11 protein-coding genes and 1 pseudogene are annotated in these 15,650 nt (G+C 69.2%); 7 read left to right on the forward strand and 5 right to left on the reverse strand.

Features of this window, described 5'->3' with window-relative positions:
• Positions 1-36: 36 nt before the first annotated feature.
• The gene (locus BC102111_RS00360; RefSeq protein WP_101623330.1) at positions 37-1,410 is read right to left on the reverse strand and encodes a putative PEP-binding protein; all 1,374 of its coding nucleotides are present in this window, start codon (positions 1,408-1,410) and stop codon (positions 37-39) included.
• Between the two features lie 496 nt (positions 1,411-1,906).
• Positions 1,907-2,110, reverse strand: a complete 204-nt coding sequence (locus tag BC102111_RS00365) for a cold-shock protein (protein WP_009376805.1) — start codon at positions 2,108-2,110, stop codon at positions 1,907-1,909.
• Between the two features lie 300 nt (positions 2,111-2,410).
• Here BC102111_RS00365 and BC102111_RS00370 point away from each other — a divergent pair, with 300 nt between their 5' ends.
• The 6 genes and pseudogenes from BC102111_RS00370 to nrfD all read left to right on the forward strand — a co-directional run bounded on the left by BC102111_RS00370 (position 2,411) and on the right by nrfD (position 10,580).
• Positions 2,411-3,160 (forward strand): ABC transporter permease, encoded by a 750-nt coding sequence (locus BC102111_RS00370; RefSeq protein ID WP_197907825.1) that lies wholly within the window; start codon positions 2,411-2,413, stop codon positions 3,158-3,160.
• A gap of 68 nt (positions 3,161-3,228) precedes the next feature.
• Positions 3,229-3,645: a thioredoxin family protein gene (locus tag BC102111_RS00375; RefSeq protein WP_101623331.1), complete on the forward strand. Its 417-nt coding sequence runs from the start codon at positions 3,229-3,231 to the stop codon at positions 3,643-3,645.
• Complete coding sequence (locus BC102111_RS00380; RefSeq protein WP_101623332.1) at positions 3,642-4,379, forward strand: class I SAM-dependent methyltransferase; 738 nt, start codon at positions 3,642-3,644, stop codon at positions 4,377-4,379. The genes BC102111_RS00375 and BC102111_RS00380 overlap by 4 nt, the downstream gene beginning before the upstream one ends.
• Positions 4,380-4,426: 47 nt before the next feature.
• A pseudogene (gene fdnG, locus BC102111_RS00390) lies at positions 4,427-7,591 on the forward strand (formate dehydrogenase-N subunit alpha); the annotation flags it as partial.
• A gap of 506 nt (positions 7,592-8,097) precedes the next feature.
• Positions 8,098-9,204 carry a 4Fe-4S dicluster domain-containing protein gene (locus tag BC102111_RS00395; RefSeq protein ID WP_009376796.1) on the forward strand — a complete coding sequence of 369 codons (1,107 nt, stop codon included), beginning with the start codon at positions 8,098-8,100 and terminating at the stop codon, positions 9,202-9,204.
• Positions 9,201-10,580: an NrfD/PsrC family molybdoenzyme membrane anchor subunit gene (gene nrfD, locus BC102111_RS00400; protein WP_101623334.1), complete on the forward strand. Its 1,380-nt coding sequence runs from the start codon at positions 9,201-9,203 to the stop codon at positions 10,578-10,580. The genes BC102111_RS00395 and nrfD overlap by 4 nt, the downstream gene beginning before the upstream one ends.
• A 329-nt stretch (positions 10,581-10,909) precedes the next feature.
• On the opposite strand, the gene BC102111_RS00405 is transcribed toward nrfD, so the two are convergent.
• Together BC102111_RS00405 and BC102111_RS00410 are read right to left on the reverse strand one after the other, a co-directional pair.
• Positions 10,910-12,550: an amidohydrolase gene (locus BC102111_RS00405; protein WP_101623335.1), complete on the reverse strand. Its 1,641-nt coding sequence runs from the start codon at positions 12,548-12,550 to the stop codon at positions 10,910-10,912.
• 45 nt (positions 12,551-12,595) lie between these two features.
• The gene (locus tag BC102111_RS00410; RefSeq protein WP_101623336.1) at positions 12,596-13,819 is read right to left on the reverse strand and encodes an MFS transporter; all 1,224 of its coding nucleotides are present in this window, start codon (positions 13,817-13,819) and stop codon (positions 12,596-12,598) included.
• 135 nt (positions 13,820-13,954) lie between these two features.
• Here BC102111_RS00410 and BC102111_RS00415 point away from each other — a divergent pair, with 135 nt between their 5' ends.
• The gene (locus BC102111_RS00415) at positions 13,955-14,557 is read left to right on the forward strand and encodes a TetR/AcrR family transcriptional regulator (RefSeq protein ID WP_101623337.1); all 603 of its coding nucleotides are present in this window, start codon (positions 13,955-13,957) and stop codon (positions 14,555-14,557) included.
• A gap of 47 nt (positions 14,558-14,604) precedes the next feature.
• On the opposite strand, the gene BC102111_RS00420 is transcribed toward BC102111_RS00415, so the two are convergent.
• Positions 14,605-15,648, reverse strand: a complete 1,044-nt coding sequence (locus BC102111_RS00420; protein ID WP_101623338.1) for an ankyrin repeat domain-containing protein — start codon at positions 15,646-15,648, stop codon at positions 14,605-14,607.
• Positions 15,649-15,650 lie beyond the last annotated feature (2 nt).

Genomic DNA, 15,650 nt, shown 5'->3' on the forward strand with positions numbered 1-15,650 from the left:
CGCTGGTGGGCAGCAGTGGTCGTCAGTCGGTGCGATTCAGGCTCGGTGGGTGGGCTCAGGGGTGCGCAGGTCGGCGGTCGCGAGCGCATGTCGGGCGGCTGCCCGCGCCGCGCTCGCCGAGGAGGCGCCGAGCGCGGCGACGGCCATCGCCTGGCACTGACCGTGGTCGGATTCCCCGATCGCCTCAGCGACCGCGGGCAGCGCCCGCGGCGACATCGACAGCGAGGTCACACCGAGTCCGACGAGCACGCATGCGAGGAGCGGGTCGGCAGCCGCCTCGCCGCACACCCCGACGGGTTTGCCGTGCGCGGTTCCCGCCACGGCGGCGGTGCGCACGAGGCGGAGAACCGCGGGCTGCCACGGATCGTTGAGCTCGGCCACGGCACCAAGCTCCCTGTCGGCTGCCATGGTGTACTGCGTGAGGTCGTTCGTCCCGATCGAGACGAAGTCGCATTCGGCGAGGATCGCGTCGGCCATCACCGCTGCCGCGGGCACCTCGATCATCACCCCGGCACGGGAGATGCCGTAGCGCCGGGCGATCATGCGGAAACCCCTGGCTTCGGCAGGGGTCGAGATCATCGGCGCCATCACCCAGGGGTCCACATCCTGCACGCGGGCGGCGATGGCGATCGCCCGCAGCTGGTCCTCGAGCAGATTCGTCGTCGCCCGATATCCCCGGACCCCGAGCGCGGGATTGCGTTCGCCGAGGCCGTGTGACGGGGGCATCGTCGTGTCCGTGCCCGTGTCGAGGGTGCGCAGGATGACCTTGCGCTCCGGGACCTCGGCGAGCACAGAGGAGTAGAGCCGCGCCTGGACCTCGATGCTCGGTTGCCGGGTGCGCGTGCGGAAGGCGAGTTCGGTGCGGAAGAGCCCGATTCCGTCGGCCTCGCACGCGGCCACCTCGGCCGCTCCGGCTGCGTCGCCGATGTTGCCGAGGAGTTCGACAGGGTATCCGTCGGCGGTGCGGGTGCCGCCGACGCTGCGTTGTGCGGCCGGTGCCGCTGTGCTGCGGGCGGGTGACTCCGTGACGTCCGCGACGCGGACCCGGCCGGTCCCGCCGTCGACGCGGACGCGCATGCCGGTGCGCAGGGCGGTGGCTCCGGCGGCGACGACAGCGGGGATGCCCAGAGACCGGGCGACGATCGACGTGTGGCTCATCGGACCTCCGGCCTCGGTGATGAGCCCTGCGACGAGATCGGGATCGAGGCCGGCGGCGTCCGCGGCGGAGAGATCGCGGGCGATGAGCACGGTGGGCTCACGGAGCTCGGGGGCACCGCCGGCCGCCTCCGACTCTCCGTTCTCGGTCAGGGTCTGCGTGCGCGGGGGTCCGAGCCTCGGTGCCATGAGCTGCACGACGCCGACGCCCGTGCCCGGGCTGACACCGAGTCCGGTGACCACCTCGGCGCTCACTGGGAGAGACTCCCGGACGTGGAGAGCGGGGTGGCCATCGTTGACTCCTCAACGGTCTGCAGCGAGCGCGGGGTCTGCCGTGCGACAGCGAAGGACTCCGCCAAGAACATGAGCAGAGTTGCATAAAAATGCACAAAAAGTCAACGGAATGATCGAAAGTCTCACGCTGTGAGCATCGTGGGGCGACGGATTCCGCAGGCTGAACAGACCGGGAGGATTGCCATAGAATCACTGGTCAGAGAAGCATCCCTCCCGTTATCAGCCTCATCGTCAGCGGCGCGGGCGACGGAAATCGTCGGGGCGCTGCCATCGGGGCTGTGATCGGTTGAGTGACGATTCGATCATCTTCGATCATCGAGAGGATCGGCATATGTGCCGGCACATATGCGAAGCGGCCGGTGACAGCAGACATGCTGTCACCGGCCGCTCCGATCCGCGTCGGGACGATCAGCGCGGAGGCGTCGACCGTCCCGAGGAAGTCTCTGGGCTGGTGGGCTCAGAGGGGGCGAACGGTCGTGGCCTGGAGGCCCTTCTGTCCCATCTCGGACTCGAATTCGACGTTCTGTCCCTCGACGAGCTCGCGGTAACCGGTCGATTCGATGGCGGAGTAGTGCGTGAAGACATCGGCCGAACCGTCGTCAGGCTGGATGAATCCGTAGCCCTTCTCCGCGTTGAACCATTTCACGGTACCTGTGGTCATATTCTTTGTATCCTTATTCAACTGCGACCGCCGGAGCGGTCTTGATGGTCGGATCCGAGACGGATCCGGCTGTTCACACACAGGGGTCCGAGCGACGGTCGGCGGGTGCCGCACATCGCCGGGCCGTATGGTGTGAGTTTTCCGTCGGAGGACGCGCGGACGAACCGCAGGTCCGACGGAGATCTGGGGGAGGCGTCGATGCACGACGCGTATGAGAAGGGAGAAGAGGGAAATGAAGCGATGCCCCCACCCTAGCAGAGTCTGCCGGTGCACGGTCGCGCGGCATCCTAGACTGTCCTCGTGACGATCACCGAGGTCCTTCCCTTCCTGGGCGGCATCACCGTCCTCCTCGTCATCACCTTGGCCGTCCTCCGGTTCGCCGAGGTGGGGCTCGGATGGCTGCCCGTCGTGGCGATCGTGCGCGCCGTCGTCCAGCTCGCCCTTGTCGCCCTGCTCCTGTCCGGGGCGCTCACCGCCTGGTGGTCGGTCGCCGCCTTCGTCGGTCTCATGCTCACGACTGCCTCGGTGACCTCCCTGCGTCGGGCCCGCGGGCTTCCGCGCGGACCGCTCGGCGCCGTCCTCGGCGTCGTCATCGGCACCCTCGTCACCCTCGGGCTCGTCCTCGTCCTCGGACTCGTCGATCTCCGGTTCGAACGGGTCATCGCGATCGCCGGCATCGTCTCGGGCAACGCGATGACCGTGGCCACGCTGTCGATGCGCCGCTTCGCCTCCGATCTCCACACCGGCTGGGGCGAGGTCGAGGCGTGGCTCTCCCTCGGTGCCCAGCCTCGGCGGGCCGGGAAGCGGCTGCGGCAGACCGCTGTGCGCGAAGCCCTCCTGCCCAACCTCGACCAGACGAAGAACACGGGGCTCGTCACCCTGCCCGGAGCGTTCGTCGGCGCGCTCTTCGCCGGCGCGGCACCGCTCGAGGCCGCCCAGTTCCAGATCGTCGTCCTCACAGCGATCATGCTCGCCGGGGCGATCACTGCCGTCGTCGCCACGCAGGTCGCCTCCGGGGTCGCCCTCAAGCCGGCGGAACCAGCACAGTGAACCCTGCTGAAAAGGACAGATGCCTCCATGTGCAGACAGCGCCCATGATCCGGGTTTAGACTGCCCAGATGTCTACGATCGAGATCACCCAGGACAACTTCGAGACGACCATCAACGACAACTCCATCGTCCTCCTCGACTTCTGGGCCGCCTGGTGCGGCCCGTGCCGCCAGTTCGCCCCCGTCTTCGAGCAGGCCTCCGACGCCAATCCCGACATCGCCTTCGGCAAGATCGACACCGAGGCCCAGCAGGAACTCGCCGGGCTCTTCGCCGTCACCTCGATTCCCACCCTCGTCGCCTTCCGTGACGGCATCGTCGTCTTCGCCCAGCCCGGAGCGCTCGCCGCCCCGCAGCTCGAGCAGGTCATCACCGGGGTCAAGGACCTCGACATGGACGCCGTCCGCGCCGAGATCGCCCAGCGCGAAGCCGCATCCGGCTCCGACGGCGCGAACGAGGGAGCGACCGAACCCGGTCAGGAGAGGTGAGCCGCAGACTGCATCCGGGGTCGGCTGGTGAGTGGGAGGAGCGCTACGCCGGCACCGAGGCGGTGTGGTCGGGCGACCCGAACCCCTCCCTCGTCGACGTCGTCACCGAGCTCGACCTCTCGCCCGGTCGCAGCCTCGACGTCGGCTGCGGCGAGGGCGCCGACGTCCTCTGGCTCGCCGCCCGAGGCTGGCAGGCGGTGGGCATCGACGTGTCCGCGACCGCCATCGACCGAGCCCGCGGCGCCGCTGCGGCCGCCGGGACGAGCGCGGACTTCGCGGTCGCGAACCTCACCGACTGGGCCGGAGCGACCGACGCCCGGAGAGCGGCAGCATTCCCTCGCCGAGGCGGCTTCGACCTCGTCACCGGATGCTTCCTCCACACCCGGATTCCCGACACGCGCGAGGAGCTCCTCTCCCGCCTCGGCGAATTCGTCGCCCCCGGCGGACACCTCATCCTCATCTCCCATGCCGGGATCCCGCCGTGGGCCGTCGGCCACTCCGGCGGTGACGACGGGTCGCACGACCACGATGCCGACCACGACGCCCATGCTGGTCACGACGCCCACGCCGAGAACGACTTCCGCGGTCCGGAGGAGGACTTCGCCCTGCTCAAGGCGAGCGGAACCGGGGACTGGGAGCTCAACCTCGGCGAGATCCGCACCCGTGCGGTGACCGCTCCGGACGGGTCCTCAGTCGACCTCGACGACGGCATCCTCGTGGCAAGGAAAGTTTAGGCATTCTTCACTACACGACGTAGAGGTCGCGGGGGTAGGATGACGCCATGGCTCGGTTCAGCTTCCTCGAGTGGCCGGTACTCCGGCAGTTCCGTTCGTCCGACCCCACTGGACGCGGCGAATCCGTCGTGTCCCCGCAGACGCGCAACACGGTGCCGCGGACGACGACGGCCGACAAGGTCGTCCAGTCGGTCTGCCCCTACTGCGCCGTCGGCTGCGGTCAGCGGATCTTCGTCAAGGACGACAAGGTCGTCGGCATCGAAGGCGACCCCGACTCGCCGATCTCCCGCGGACGCCTGTGTCCGAAGGGCTCGGCGAGCGAGCAGCTCGTCAACAACCCCTCCCGACAGACCGAAGTCCTCTACCGCGCCCCCAAGGGCAGGGACTGGCAGAAGCTCGACCTGAGCACCGCGATCGACATGATCGCCGACCGCTTCATCGACGCCCGCCGCAACCACTGGGAGGACGTCGACGACAAGGGCCACCCGCTGCGGCGGACGATGGGGATCGCCAGCCTCGGCGGGGCGACCATCGACAACGAGGAGAACTACTTCGCGAAGAAGCTCTTCACCGCGGCCGGGGCGATCCAGATCGAGAACCAGGCCCGCATATGACACTCCGCCACGGTTCCCAGTCTGGGAACCTCGTTCGGGCGCGGCGGCGCCACTCAGCCCGTCCAGGACATGGCGAATGCCGACTGCATCGTCATCCAGGGCTCGAACATGGCCGAATGCCATCCGGTGGGATACCAGTGGGTGACTGAGGCCAAGGCTCGGGGTGCACGGATCATCCACGTCGATCCGCGCTTCACCCGGACCACGGCGGTGGCCGACAAGCACGTCCCGATCCGGGCCGGCTCGGACATCGTCCTCCTCGGTGCGCTCATCAACCGCGTCATCTCCGACGGGCTCTACTTCGAGGAGTACGTCCGCGCGTACACGAACGCGACGAACCTCATCAGCGACAACTACCTCGATCCCGAGGACCTCGACGGGCTCTTCTCCGGCTACGATCCGGCAACGAACTCGTACGACAACTCGACGTGGGCCTACCAGACCGACGAGGCGGGCGTGGCCCTGCGCGACCCCAACCTCAAGGACCCGCGCAGCGTCTTCCAGATCCTCGCCCGCCACTACTCGCGCTACACCCCTGAGATGGTCGCCGACAACTGCGGCATCTCGGAGGCCGACTTCGAGTATCTGCTCGAGTCGATCACGACGAACTCCGGACGCGACCGGACGACGTGCTTCGCCTACGCCGTCGGCTGGACCCAGCACTCGCTCGGCGCGCAGTTCATCCGCACCGCCTCGATCCTCCAGCTCCTGCTCGGCAACATGGGCCGCCCGGGCGGCGGCATCATGGCGCTGCGAGGACACGCGACGATCCAGGGCTCGACGGACATCCCGACGCTGTTCAACCTCCTGCCCGGCTACCTGCCGATGCCGAGCGCCGGGGTCCATGACACGTTCGACGACTACGTCGCCGCCGTCGGCACCCCGGAGACCCACAAGGGCTACTGGGCCAACGGACGCAGCTACGTCGTCAACCTGCTCAAGGCCTGGTGGGGCGATGCGGCGACACCGGAGAACAACTTCGCCTTCGACTACCTGCCGCGGATCAACGGCGCCCACGGGACCTACCAGACCCAGGTGCGCATGCTCAACGACGGCGTCGACGGCTACTTCATCCTCGGCCAGAACCCGGCCGTGGGATCGGCGAACGGGCGCATGCAGCGCATGGCGATGAGCCATCTCAAGTGGATGGTCGTGCGCGACTTCAGCCTCATCGAATCCGCCACGTGGTGGAAGGACGGCCCGGAGATCGCGACCGGGGAGCTGAAGACCGAGGACATCGACACCGAGGTGTTCTTCCTCCCCGCCGCCAACCACACCGAGAAGGCCGGGACGTTCACTCAGACCCAGCGCCTCGTCCAGTGGCGTCACAAGGCGGTCAATCCGCCGGGCGATGCGCAGAGCGAACTCGAGTTCTTCTTCGAACTCGGCAATCGCGTGCGGGAGAAGCTCAAGGACTCCGACGATCCGCGCGACCGGCCGCTCCTCGACCTCACGTGGGACTACCCCCTCGACGAGGACGGCGAGGTCGACGCCGAGGCCGTCCTCCGGGAGATCAACGGCTACCATGTCAGCGGCGAGAAGGCCGGGCAGCCTCTCTCCGTCTACACCGAGATGACCGACGACGGCACCACCGCCGGGGGCTGCTGGATCTACGCGGGCATCTACAAGGACGGCGTCAATCAGGCCGCCAGGCGCAAACCGCGCACCGAACAGGACGAGATGGCCCTGGAGTGGGCGTGGGCGTGGCCGGCGAACCGGCGCATCCTCTACAACCGCGCCTCGGCAGACCCCGAGGGCAAGCCGTGGTCGGAGCGGAAGAAGCTCGTGTGGTGGGACGAGGAGAAGGGCCGCTGGGTCGGTGCCGACGAACCGGACTTCCCTCTCGAACGCGAGCCCTCAGCGCACTCCGACGTCCCCTTCGGCGGGCCCAGCCAACTCGACGGCGACGACCCGTTCATCATGCAGGCCGATGGCAAGGGCTGGCTCTTCGCGCCCAGCGGCATGGTCGACGGTCCGCTGCCGACCCACTACGAACCGCAGGAGTCGGGGACGAGCAACCCGCTCTACACCCAGCAGAACAACCCGCTGCGCAAGATCATGCGTCGCGAGGACAACCTGTCCGCGCCCGGCGCCGGCTTCCCCGGCTCCGAGGTCTACCCCTACGTGTTCACGACCTACCGGCTCACCGAGCACCACACGGCCGGCGGCATGTCACGGTGGCTGTCCTACCTCTCCGAGCTCCAGCCGGAGATGTTCTGCGAGGTCTCACCGCAACTCGCCGAGGAACTCGGCCTCGAGCCGTACGGGTGGGCGACACTCGTCTCCCCACGCGGAGCGATCGAGGCCCGTGTCCTCATCACCGAGCGGATGACGCCCCTGACCATCGGCGGACGCACCGTCCACCAGATCGGCCTGCCCTACCACTGGGGCGTCGGCGGCGACGGGGCGTGGGTCGACGGCGATTCGGCCAACGACCTCCTCGGCGTGACGATGGACCCCAACGTCTTCATCCAGAACGGCAAGTACGTCGCGGGCACCGCGATGGCGGGCCGGCGACCGCGCGGCCCCGAGCTCGTCGACTTCGTCGAGAAGTTCCAGCGTGAGGCGGGGCTGACCCCCGAATCGGGCAACGAACTCGTCACCGTGCCGCCGGAGGTCGTCGACGAGGCGGCCGCCGCGGGATCTCCGGCGACGACCGGCGGACACAACGAGCGTGGAGGCGACTCCGCGGTCGGCGTCACCCCCGGTCGCACGTATGGTGCCGACGAGAGCGGAGACTCCGGCGGCGCCTCGGCGAAGGGGCACCGCGAGGTCACGGACTCCGGCGACTCGTCCGACGCCGTGGACGGCCAGGGCGGGGGCTCGGCCGGTTCGGATCGCCCGACATCGTCGGGAGGCACCGATGCGGTCGGCGGGTCCGAGGCTCAGGCGGGAAGCACCGACGACCAGCCGAAGAAGCGCGTCGACGCGAACTTCGCCGTCGACGGCGACCCGACCGACGGGGACCCGGACTTCGGCTACGACGCCGAGGGCCGACCGTACGAACCGGTCGATCCCGAGCAGCCGGCGAACGCCTGGGAGTACGAGAAGCGAGCACGCAGACGCGACGATGAGCGCGCTGAGGAGAAAGAGGAGGACGACTGATGGCGGCACCGACGCTGGATGGCGGCACCGTCGCGGACGGCCACTGGCACGACTCGACGCACCACCGCAAGGGATTCTTCACCGACACCTCGATCTGCATCGGCTGCAAGGCGTGCGAGGTCGCGTGCAAGGAATGGAATCACAACCCGCAGGACGGCAACTTCGAGATCCTCGGGATGTCGTACGACAACACGGGTGAGCTCGGTGCCAACACGTGGCGTCACGTCGCCTTCATCGAACAGGGCAAGGAGCAGATCGAAGCGGCGAGGGAGTCGGGTCGCAAGCTCGTCAACCTCGGCATGCCCGGGATCCGCCCGCGCACGGATGAGACCTCAGGCCCCCAGCCGGTGGGCGGAGCAGGCGGCGGTCTGCCGTCGTCGCCGCAGCTCGACGTCGACCTGCTCGCCCCCGGAGCCCTCGACCCCGTCGACTTCGACGGCGTCGACACGACGCCGCCGGACACCGCGGACTTCCGCTGGCTGATGTCCTCGGACGTGTGCAAGCACTGCACGCACGCCGGCTGCCTCGACGTCTGCCCGACCGGTGCGCTCTTCCGCACCGAGTTCGACACCGTCGTCGTCCAGGCCGATGTCTGCAACGGCTGCGGCACGTGCGTGGCCGGCTGCCCGTTCGGCGTCATCGAACGCCGCGACGACGGCACGATCCGTCCGCCCACGGACCGCAACGGCAACGAGCGGCCCCTGGACACCGACGACATTCCGAACATGCACACGGCGAACAAGTGCACGCTCTGCTACGACCGCCTCGTCGAGGGTCAGACCCCGGCGTGCGCGCAGACCTGCCCGACGACGTCGATCAAGTTCGGCGACCGAGAGGACATGGTCGCCCAGGCGCACGACCGCGTCGCCGAGCTCCATGCGAAGGGACTCACCGAGGCGCGCCTCTACGGGGCCAACCCCAACGACGGCGTGGGCGGCACCGGATCGGTCTTCCTCCTCCTCGACGAACCCGAGGTCTACGGCCTGCCGCCGGACCCCAGGGTCGCGACGAAGGACCTGCCCGCGATGTTCGCCACCGCAGGCATCGCCGCGCTCGGCATGATCGCCGCGGCCGGTCTGTCCTTCCTCGGGAGCCGACGTCCATGAGCACATCCGAATACGATTCCTACCGTCCCCCTGAGCCCGAAGGCGGCCGGAAGAAGCGTCGCCGAGGCGGTCGTGGAGGGCCCGGGTCTGGCCGCGGTTCCGGTGGTCAGGGCGGCTCCGGCGGCGGCTGGCAGAACCGCGGCGCCGACGGCGGACGCGAGATGCCGATGGTCGAGGATGTCGAGTTCACGTCCTACTACGGTCGGCCCATCGTCAAACCGCCGCCATGGGGACATGAGATCTCGCTCTACCTCTTCCTCGGCGGCCTCGCCGGGGGGTCGACGCTGCTCGGGCTCGGCTCGCAGCTGAGCGACCGGCCGGGCATGCGGGCGGCGACCCGGCTGACCGCGATCACCGCGACCGCCGTCGGCGGTGCCGCGCTCGTCAAGGACCTCGGGCGTCCCGAGCGGTTCATCAACATGATGCGCGTGGTCAAGGTGAGCTCCCCGATGAGCCTCGGCACGTGGATCCTCTCCGGGTTCGGCGTCGGGGCGGGCATCACGTCCGTCATCGAGGTCGACCGGCTGACGAGGGAGAAGCTCATCCCGCTCGGTCCGTTCCGGAAGCTGCTCCACGCCCTCGAGCTGCCTGCGGCCCTCGAGTCGGCGCTGTTCGCGACCCCGCTGGCCGCGTATACGGCCGTGCTCCTCGGCGACACCGCGGTGCCCACCTGGAACGCGGCCGGCCGCAACGGACTGCCGTATGTCTTCGTGTCCTCGGCGTCACTGGCCGCCGGTGGTGCGGCGATGGCGCTCTCGCCGGTGCGCGAGGCCGAACCGGCGCGCCTGCTCGCGCTCATGGGGTCGGCCGGGGACATGTACGCGATGTCGCAGATGAAGAAGCGCATGCACCCGGTCGAGGTCGAACCGATGGAGGACGGCGAACCCGGTCACAAACTCCACCGGGCCGAGAAGCTCCTCATCGCCGGCGCGATCGGCGCCGCCGTCGTCGAGGTCGGAGCCCGCGTGTTTGCGAAGAAGCTCGGATCGCGGACCGGGGACAAGGCGCTCGGCGTCGCGAAGGGTGCGGCCAAGGGCGCTGCCTCCGGGTTGGTCTCGGGTGTCGCGTCTCTCAAGGGCGCGGGAGTCGTCAAGGCCGCGGCGAGCGGGGCGGCCGGTCGCGTCGCCGCCTCGGGCGCCGCGACGGTGGCCGCGAACAAGGCTGGCCGGAGCTGGAAGACGCGGACTCTGCTGCGGACGCTGTCCGTGGTCAGCGGTGCGGCACTGGCCGCCGCCTCGGCGTACACGCGCTTCGGTGTGCTCGAAGCCGGCATCGAGTCGACGAAGGATCCGCGCCACGTCATCGAACCCCAGCGCGCCCGCCTCGCCGAGCGCCGCGCCCGCGGCATCACCGACGACTCGATCACCACCGCGTGACCAGCGCGGTGCTCGGGGAGTGTGTGCGGCTGCGTGCGCTGGATGGGTGAGGAGCGTCGTCGCGACGCACCTGCAGCGGCACGTCATACCCTTAGCGGCAGTTCCGCGGCGGAACGCCACGTCCTCCGCGTGGCTGCGCACGAACAACCCTGAGCGCCTAATCCGAGCGTTGCACGGGTTGTTTGTGCGGCTGCACCGACGGGGTGCTTGACGGGGGTCGCCGAGAGGCACCCTGGGCATCACGACTTACCTCGGCAGTCATGTCCTACCCTCAGCGGCAGGTCTTCGCAGGAGCGGTACGACCAACCCGCCCGTCGCTTCTGCGCTCCCTACCCGTCGACCGCGGGGTCCCGCCAGAGCTCGTCGCCGTCGACGATCGTGCGCAAGACGCGGGAGTCGAGGAGTTCGTCGCGGTCGCCGGCGAACGGGTCGACGCTGACGACGATGAGATTCGCCCGACCGCCGGGGAGGATCTCGCCGACTCCGTCGGTGAAGCCGCCTGCCTGCGCCCCGGCCCGGGTCAGCCCGTCGAGCGCCTGCGCGGGCGTGAAGGCCCGCTCGGGATGGTACTCGGCGGGTCCCGGTTCGAGAGCCGAGCGCGTGGTCAGGGCGATGAAGAGATTGTGGGCGGCCTCATGGGGCGCGGTCGGAGCGTCGGTGCCGAGTGCGATCGGCACTCCCGCCTCCCGGAACCTCTGCCACGGGAAACCGGTCTCCGCACGCTCGTCGCCGAGCATCGCCTTCCAATTGCCCATGATCGCCGGATCGCAGTGGACCGGCTGCATCGATGCGGTGACCCCGAGGGCCGCCATGCGCCGGATCGTCGCCTCTGTGCACGATTCGAGGTGTTCGATGCGCGGAGTCCGGATCTTCGGGCCGTTGACCCGCACACACTCCTCGACGAGGTCGAGCGCGATCTCGCTCGCCCGATCCCCGATCGCGTGCATGGCCAGCTGCAGACCTGCGGCGTCCGCGGCCGCCGCCACCGGTGCGGCGGTCTCGAACGACCAGATCGGCTCGGCATTCGACCCGTCCGCGTACGGTGCTCGCATCGCCGCGGTGCACGCATCGATGACCCCGTCGAGGATGAACTTCACCCCGGTGATCCGGAACGAGTCCGTGTCGAACCGCTCGGCGACGAGGTCGCGCACCTCGGCGGCGCGGGCGACGGCGGCAAGGTCAGCCTCTGGATCACCGGTCGGTCGGAGCAGCCAGTGCGCGCTCACAGGAAAAGGCAGCCGGCCGTCGCGCTCGAGCCGGCGGAGGAACGTCGCGAGCTCGGTCTCACCGAGAGCCATATCCGTCGCCGCCGTCACCCCGGTCTCGAGGTAGGTCGCGAACGCGAGGTCGAGGAACCGATCCCGGTCCTCGTCGGTGGTGATCTCATCGAGGTAGGCCCACACGTACTCGATCGCCGCGCTCTCGAGGAAGAACCCGGTCGCCGCCCCCGTGCTGTCGCGGACAATCCGGCCGCCGGGTGGATCCGGCGTCGTCGCGTCGATGCCCATCGCGTTCAGCGCGGCCGTGTTCACCCACGTCGAGTGGACGTCGTTGGAATCGAGGACGACGGGGATGTCGGCGACCGCCTCGTCGATCATCGCCGCGGTCGGCTCCCCGCCCGGCACGGCTTCGAACATCCAGCTCGCGCCGAGGAGGTACTCCGCATCCGGCTGCTCCTTCCGTGCCTGTCGGAGCCGGTCCTGGATCTGCTCGAGGCTCGTGCAGTCCCGCAGCTGGACCTTGTCGAGCGCCTGGCCGAACATCGCGAGGTGCGTGTGCGCCTCGACGATGCCGGGGGTGACGAGTGCCCCGCCGAGGTCGGTGACCTCGGCGTCCGGCCCGGCCGCCGCGACGACGGACTCCCGGTCCCCGACGGCGAGGACACGGCCGGCGTCGAGGGCGACCGCCTCGGCGAGGGGGGAGTGCTCATCCCCGGTGAAGACGGTGGCGTTGGTGAAGACGGTGGTCATGGTGTCCTTCCGTGGAGGGGCAGGGTGCGGGGACGGCGGGCGCGGTCAGGCGGGGTCCTCGCCGAGGTGGCTGAGCGTGCGTTCGACGCGGGTCGAGACGCGGGCGATCCACACGGTCGGGATGATGACGACGAAGCTGACGATGCCCATGATGAGGCCGAAGTTCGCGATGCCGACGGACTCGATCACCCACGCGCCGATGATCGGGGCGAAGCTCGACCCGACGATGTAGGCGCCGATGAGGGGGCCCGACCAGCTGCCGCGCGCGTCGAGGCCGGCGGCGGTGGCGATGAAGAGGACGAACGCGAACGCGTAGATCGTGTTGACGACGACGATGAGGACGGCGAGGGTGAGCGCATCCGTGGTCATCCCGATCCAGATCTTCGTGATCCCGCCGAGGAGGAGGGCAGCGGCGAGCGGCACAGCCCGTCCGATCCGGGTGCCGAGGAGGGTGACGACGAGCATCGCCGCGGCCCCGACGCCGGCGGCGGCGCTGAGCGCGAAGCCGAGGCTCTGCTCGCTCAGACCGACGGCGTCGCCGAGGACGGGTGCGAGCGTCCACACGGAGTCCTCGCTCGTGCCCCACACAGGGAAGACGATGAGGACGCCGATGCCGGCGAGCATGACCGTGCGCGGCGTGCGGGACCCGGCGGGCGCCTCGGCGACGATGTCCGCGGTCGAGTAGTCGGGGGTGTCGGGCAGCCACACGGTCACGGCGAGGCTGATCGCCGCGAGCAGGGCGAGGGCACCGAAGACGGTGATCTGGGCGAGCCCGATGACGGGGATGAGGGCGAGGACGACCATGACGAGGAGACGGTTGACGACCCCGCTCGTCGCGCTCACCCGGTTGGGATTGCGGACGGCCGCGATCGCCGCGCCCGAGCTCGAGATCGCTGTGCCGACCCCGGCCCCGCCGATGATGAAGCCGGTGACCACCGCGCCCGGGGAGCCTGCGAAGGCGGCGACGAGGAAGCCGATGATCGCGACGATGAGCCCGATCGAGGCGAGCGTGCGACGGTGGGAGCCGGAGGCGAACCGCGAGGTGGCGAGGCCGACGACCGCCGAGGCGAGCAGCGCCCACGTGAGGATGTTGCCGGAGGCGATGACGTCGAAGCCGACGTCCTCGAGGACCGACATGATGAGCGGGGCGAGATTGGCCATCATCAGACCGGCGAGCGAGACGAGGAAGATCGCCGCGCCGTTGCGCAGTCCCAGCGGCACGCGCGGATCGTCGACGGCGCTCGCCTGGGTCGGTGTCGGTGAAGTCATGGACGGCCCCTTTGCCAGAAACTCAGTTAACCGAAATGTTTTCGGTTAACTAGTATGGTGCATGCCACACCCGTCGATGTCAATCCATCGGCGCCGACCAGCCACTGCCGACCTCGACCCGGGAAAGAGCACTCGATGGCACGACCGACCTCACCGCTGCTGAGCCGAGAGAAGATCGCGCTCGCCGCGATCGAGATGCTCGACTCCGGGCAGGAGCTCAAGATCCAGCCGCTCGCGAAGCGGCTCGGGGTCAGCCTCTCCTCGCTCTACCACCACGTCGACGGGCGGGAGGGCATCGTCCACGCGATGCGCGAGGTACTCAGCGGCCAGTACGTGCTGCCGACGCCGGACGGGGACACGTGGCAGGACGCGGTGCGCGCGGGGGTCGGCTCGCTGTGGCGCCTCTACGCCGACCATCCGCGGGTGATGATCCACCTCCTCGGCGTGACCATCGAAGAACCGCAGACCCTGCGCCTCTACGAATCCCTCGTCTCTGCTCTCAAGCGGGCGGGGCTGCCCGAGGGCGAGGTCCTCTCGACCGTCGAGGTCCTCGACGCCTTCGCGTTCGGGGTCGCGATCGATGCGCTCTCACCGACGGAGATCTTCGACGCCGACGACGAGGACTCCCCGCTCACCGACCTCATCGCCGCGCATCCGACGGGGACCGCGCGCAACGAACAGCTCTATCGACGGGGCCTCGACATCATCATCGCCGGCATCGAAGCGCGGGTGGGGTGAGGGTTCGCGGACCGGCTTACGGGAGCGCGAAGCGCGAGTGAACGTGTTCAGCGGAGGTAGTCGGGCGTGTCCAGGGGACGGCGCTCGGGGTTGACGAGGACCCAGGCCACGCTCTGCTCGGTGAGCGTGTCGACAGCCTGCTCCGAGAGCCCGCCGCCCCGGACCTGGGCGAGTGCGGCATCGACGGCGCGCAGACCATCGTCCGAAAGCGGCACCCCGCTCCGCACATGCCGGGAGAATGCCGTCGCCATCGCCGCGAAGTCGCGATCCCAGTTCGCCCCGCCGTTGTCGAGGATCTCATGACCGATCCGACCGGCGATGCGGATGACCTCACCCTGCACACTCGCGGAGGGTCCGGAGCCCGGCACAAGGATCCCCCACAGTTCTGAGAACTGCTTCGTCCATCCCGAGGTAGTGACGGTGATCGCCTCGCCGTCGGCGAGCACGCGAGGGCGTGCAGGCAGGTCGATATCGAACATCTCAAGGAGATCTGTCATAGCGTCGACCGTCGCGATGCGAGCATTGCCGGCGGCCTGGTACCGGTACAGCGTCGTCATCGCCTTGCACAGATACGGGCGAGCGTCCTCGCTCAAAGTTCCGCCCCGGGAGGCGAGGAGCCGGACGACGGGCAGTCCTCGTTCGACCTTCGACGGTTCGCAGCGGATGGCGGCGAGATCGAGTGCCGTCCACCCGAGCGGATCCGTCTCGGTCAGGGTTGCCCCCCGCTCGAGGAGCAAGGCGACGACGTCGACGCGGTGGTTGGCCGCCGCAGCACACAGCGGCGTGTGCCTGCTTCCGGCTCTGATCGGGTCCGCCCCGCGCTTAATGAGCAGGTCGACGACCTCGAGATCGCCCGCCGCGGCTCGCGTGACCAGCGGCGACGCGTGGAACTGGTCCTCGGCCTCGATGTCGGCACCGTGGTCGAGCAGCCAGGTGACGCCCTCGGCGGTCACGGTGCTGTAGGCGAGAGCCGTCTGCTTGCGGTATCCGCCGGGGGCATCGAGCGGCCGAGACTCGAAGATCTCCTGCAGCTCGGTCGGGGAATACGCATCGCCGTATTCTCGGAAGTCCTTGGGCAGGGTCGTCGCCATCG

The organism is Brevibacterium casei CIP 102111 (assembly GCF_900169275.1).
Lineage (GTDB): Bacteria > Actinomycetota > Actinomycetes > Actinomycetales > Brevibacteriaceae > Brevibacterium > Brevibacterium casei.

Coding starts and splice junctions, on each gene's coding strand:
- BC102111_RS00420 (WP_101623338.1), bottom strand. CDS start 15,648: ATGGCGACGACCCTGCCCAAGGACTTCCGAGAATACGGCGATGCGTAT.
- BC102111_RS00395 (WP_009376796.1), top strand. CDS start 8,098: ATGGCGGCACCGACGCTGGATGGCGGCACCGTCGCGGACGGCCACTGG.
- nrfD (WP_101623334.1), top strand. CDS start 9,201: ATGAGCACATCCGAATACGATTCCTACCGTCCCCCTGAGCCCGAAGGC.
- BC102111_RS00410 (WP_101623336.1), bottom strand. CDS start 13,819: ATGACTTCACCGACACCGACCCAGGCGAGCGCCGTCGACGATCCGCGC.
- BC102111_RS00415 (WP_101623337.1), top strand. CDS start 13,955: ATGGCACGACCGACCTCACCGCTGCTGAGCCGAGAGAAGATCGCGCTC.
- BC102111_RS00365 (WP_009376805.1), bottom strand. CDS start 2,110: ATGACCACAGGTACCGTGAAATGGTTCAACGCGGAGAAGGGCTACGGA.
- BC102111_RS00405 (WP_101623335.1), bottom strand. CDS start 12,550: ATGACCACCGTCTTCACCAACGCCACCGTCTTCACCGGGGATGAGCAC.
- BC102111_RS00375 (WP_101623331.1), top strand. CDS start 3,229: ATGTCTACGATCGAGATCACCCAGGACAACTTCGAGACGACCATCAAC.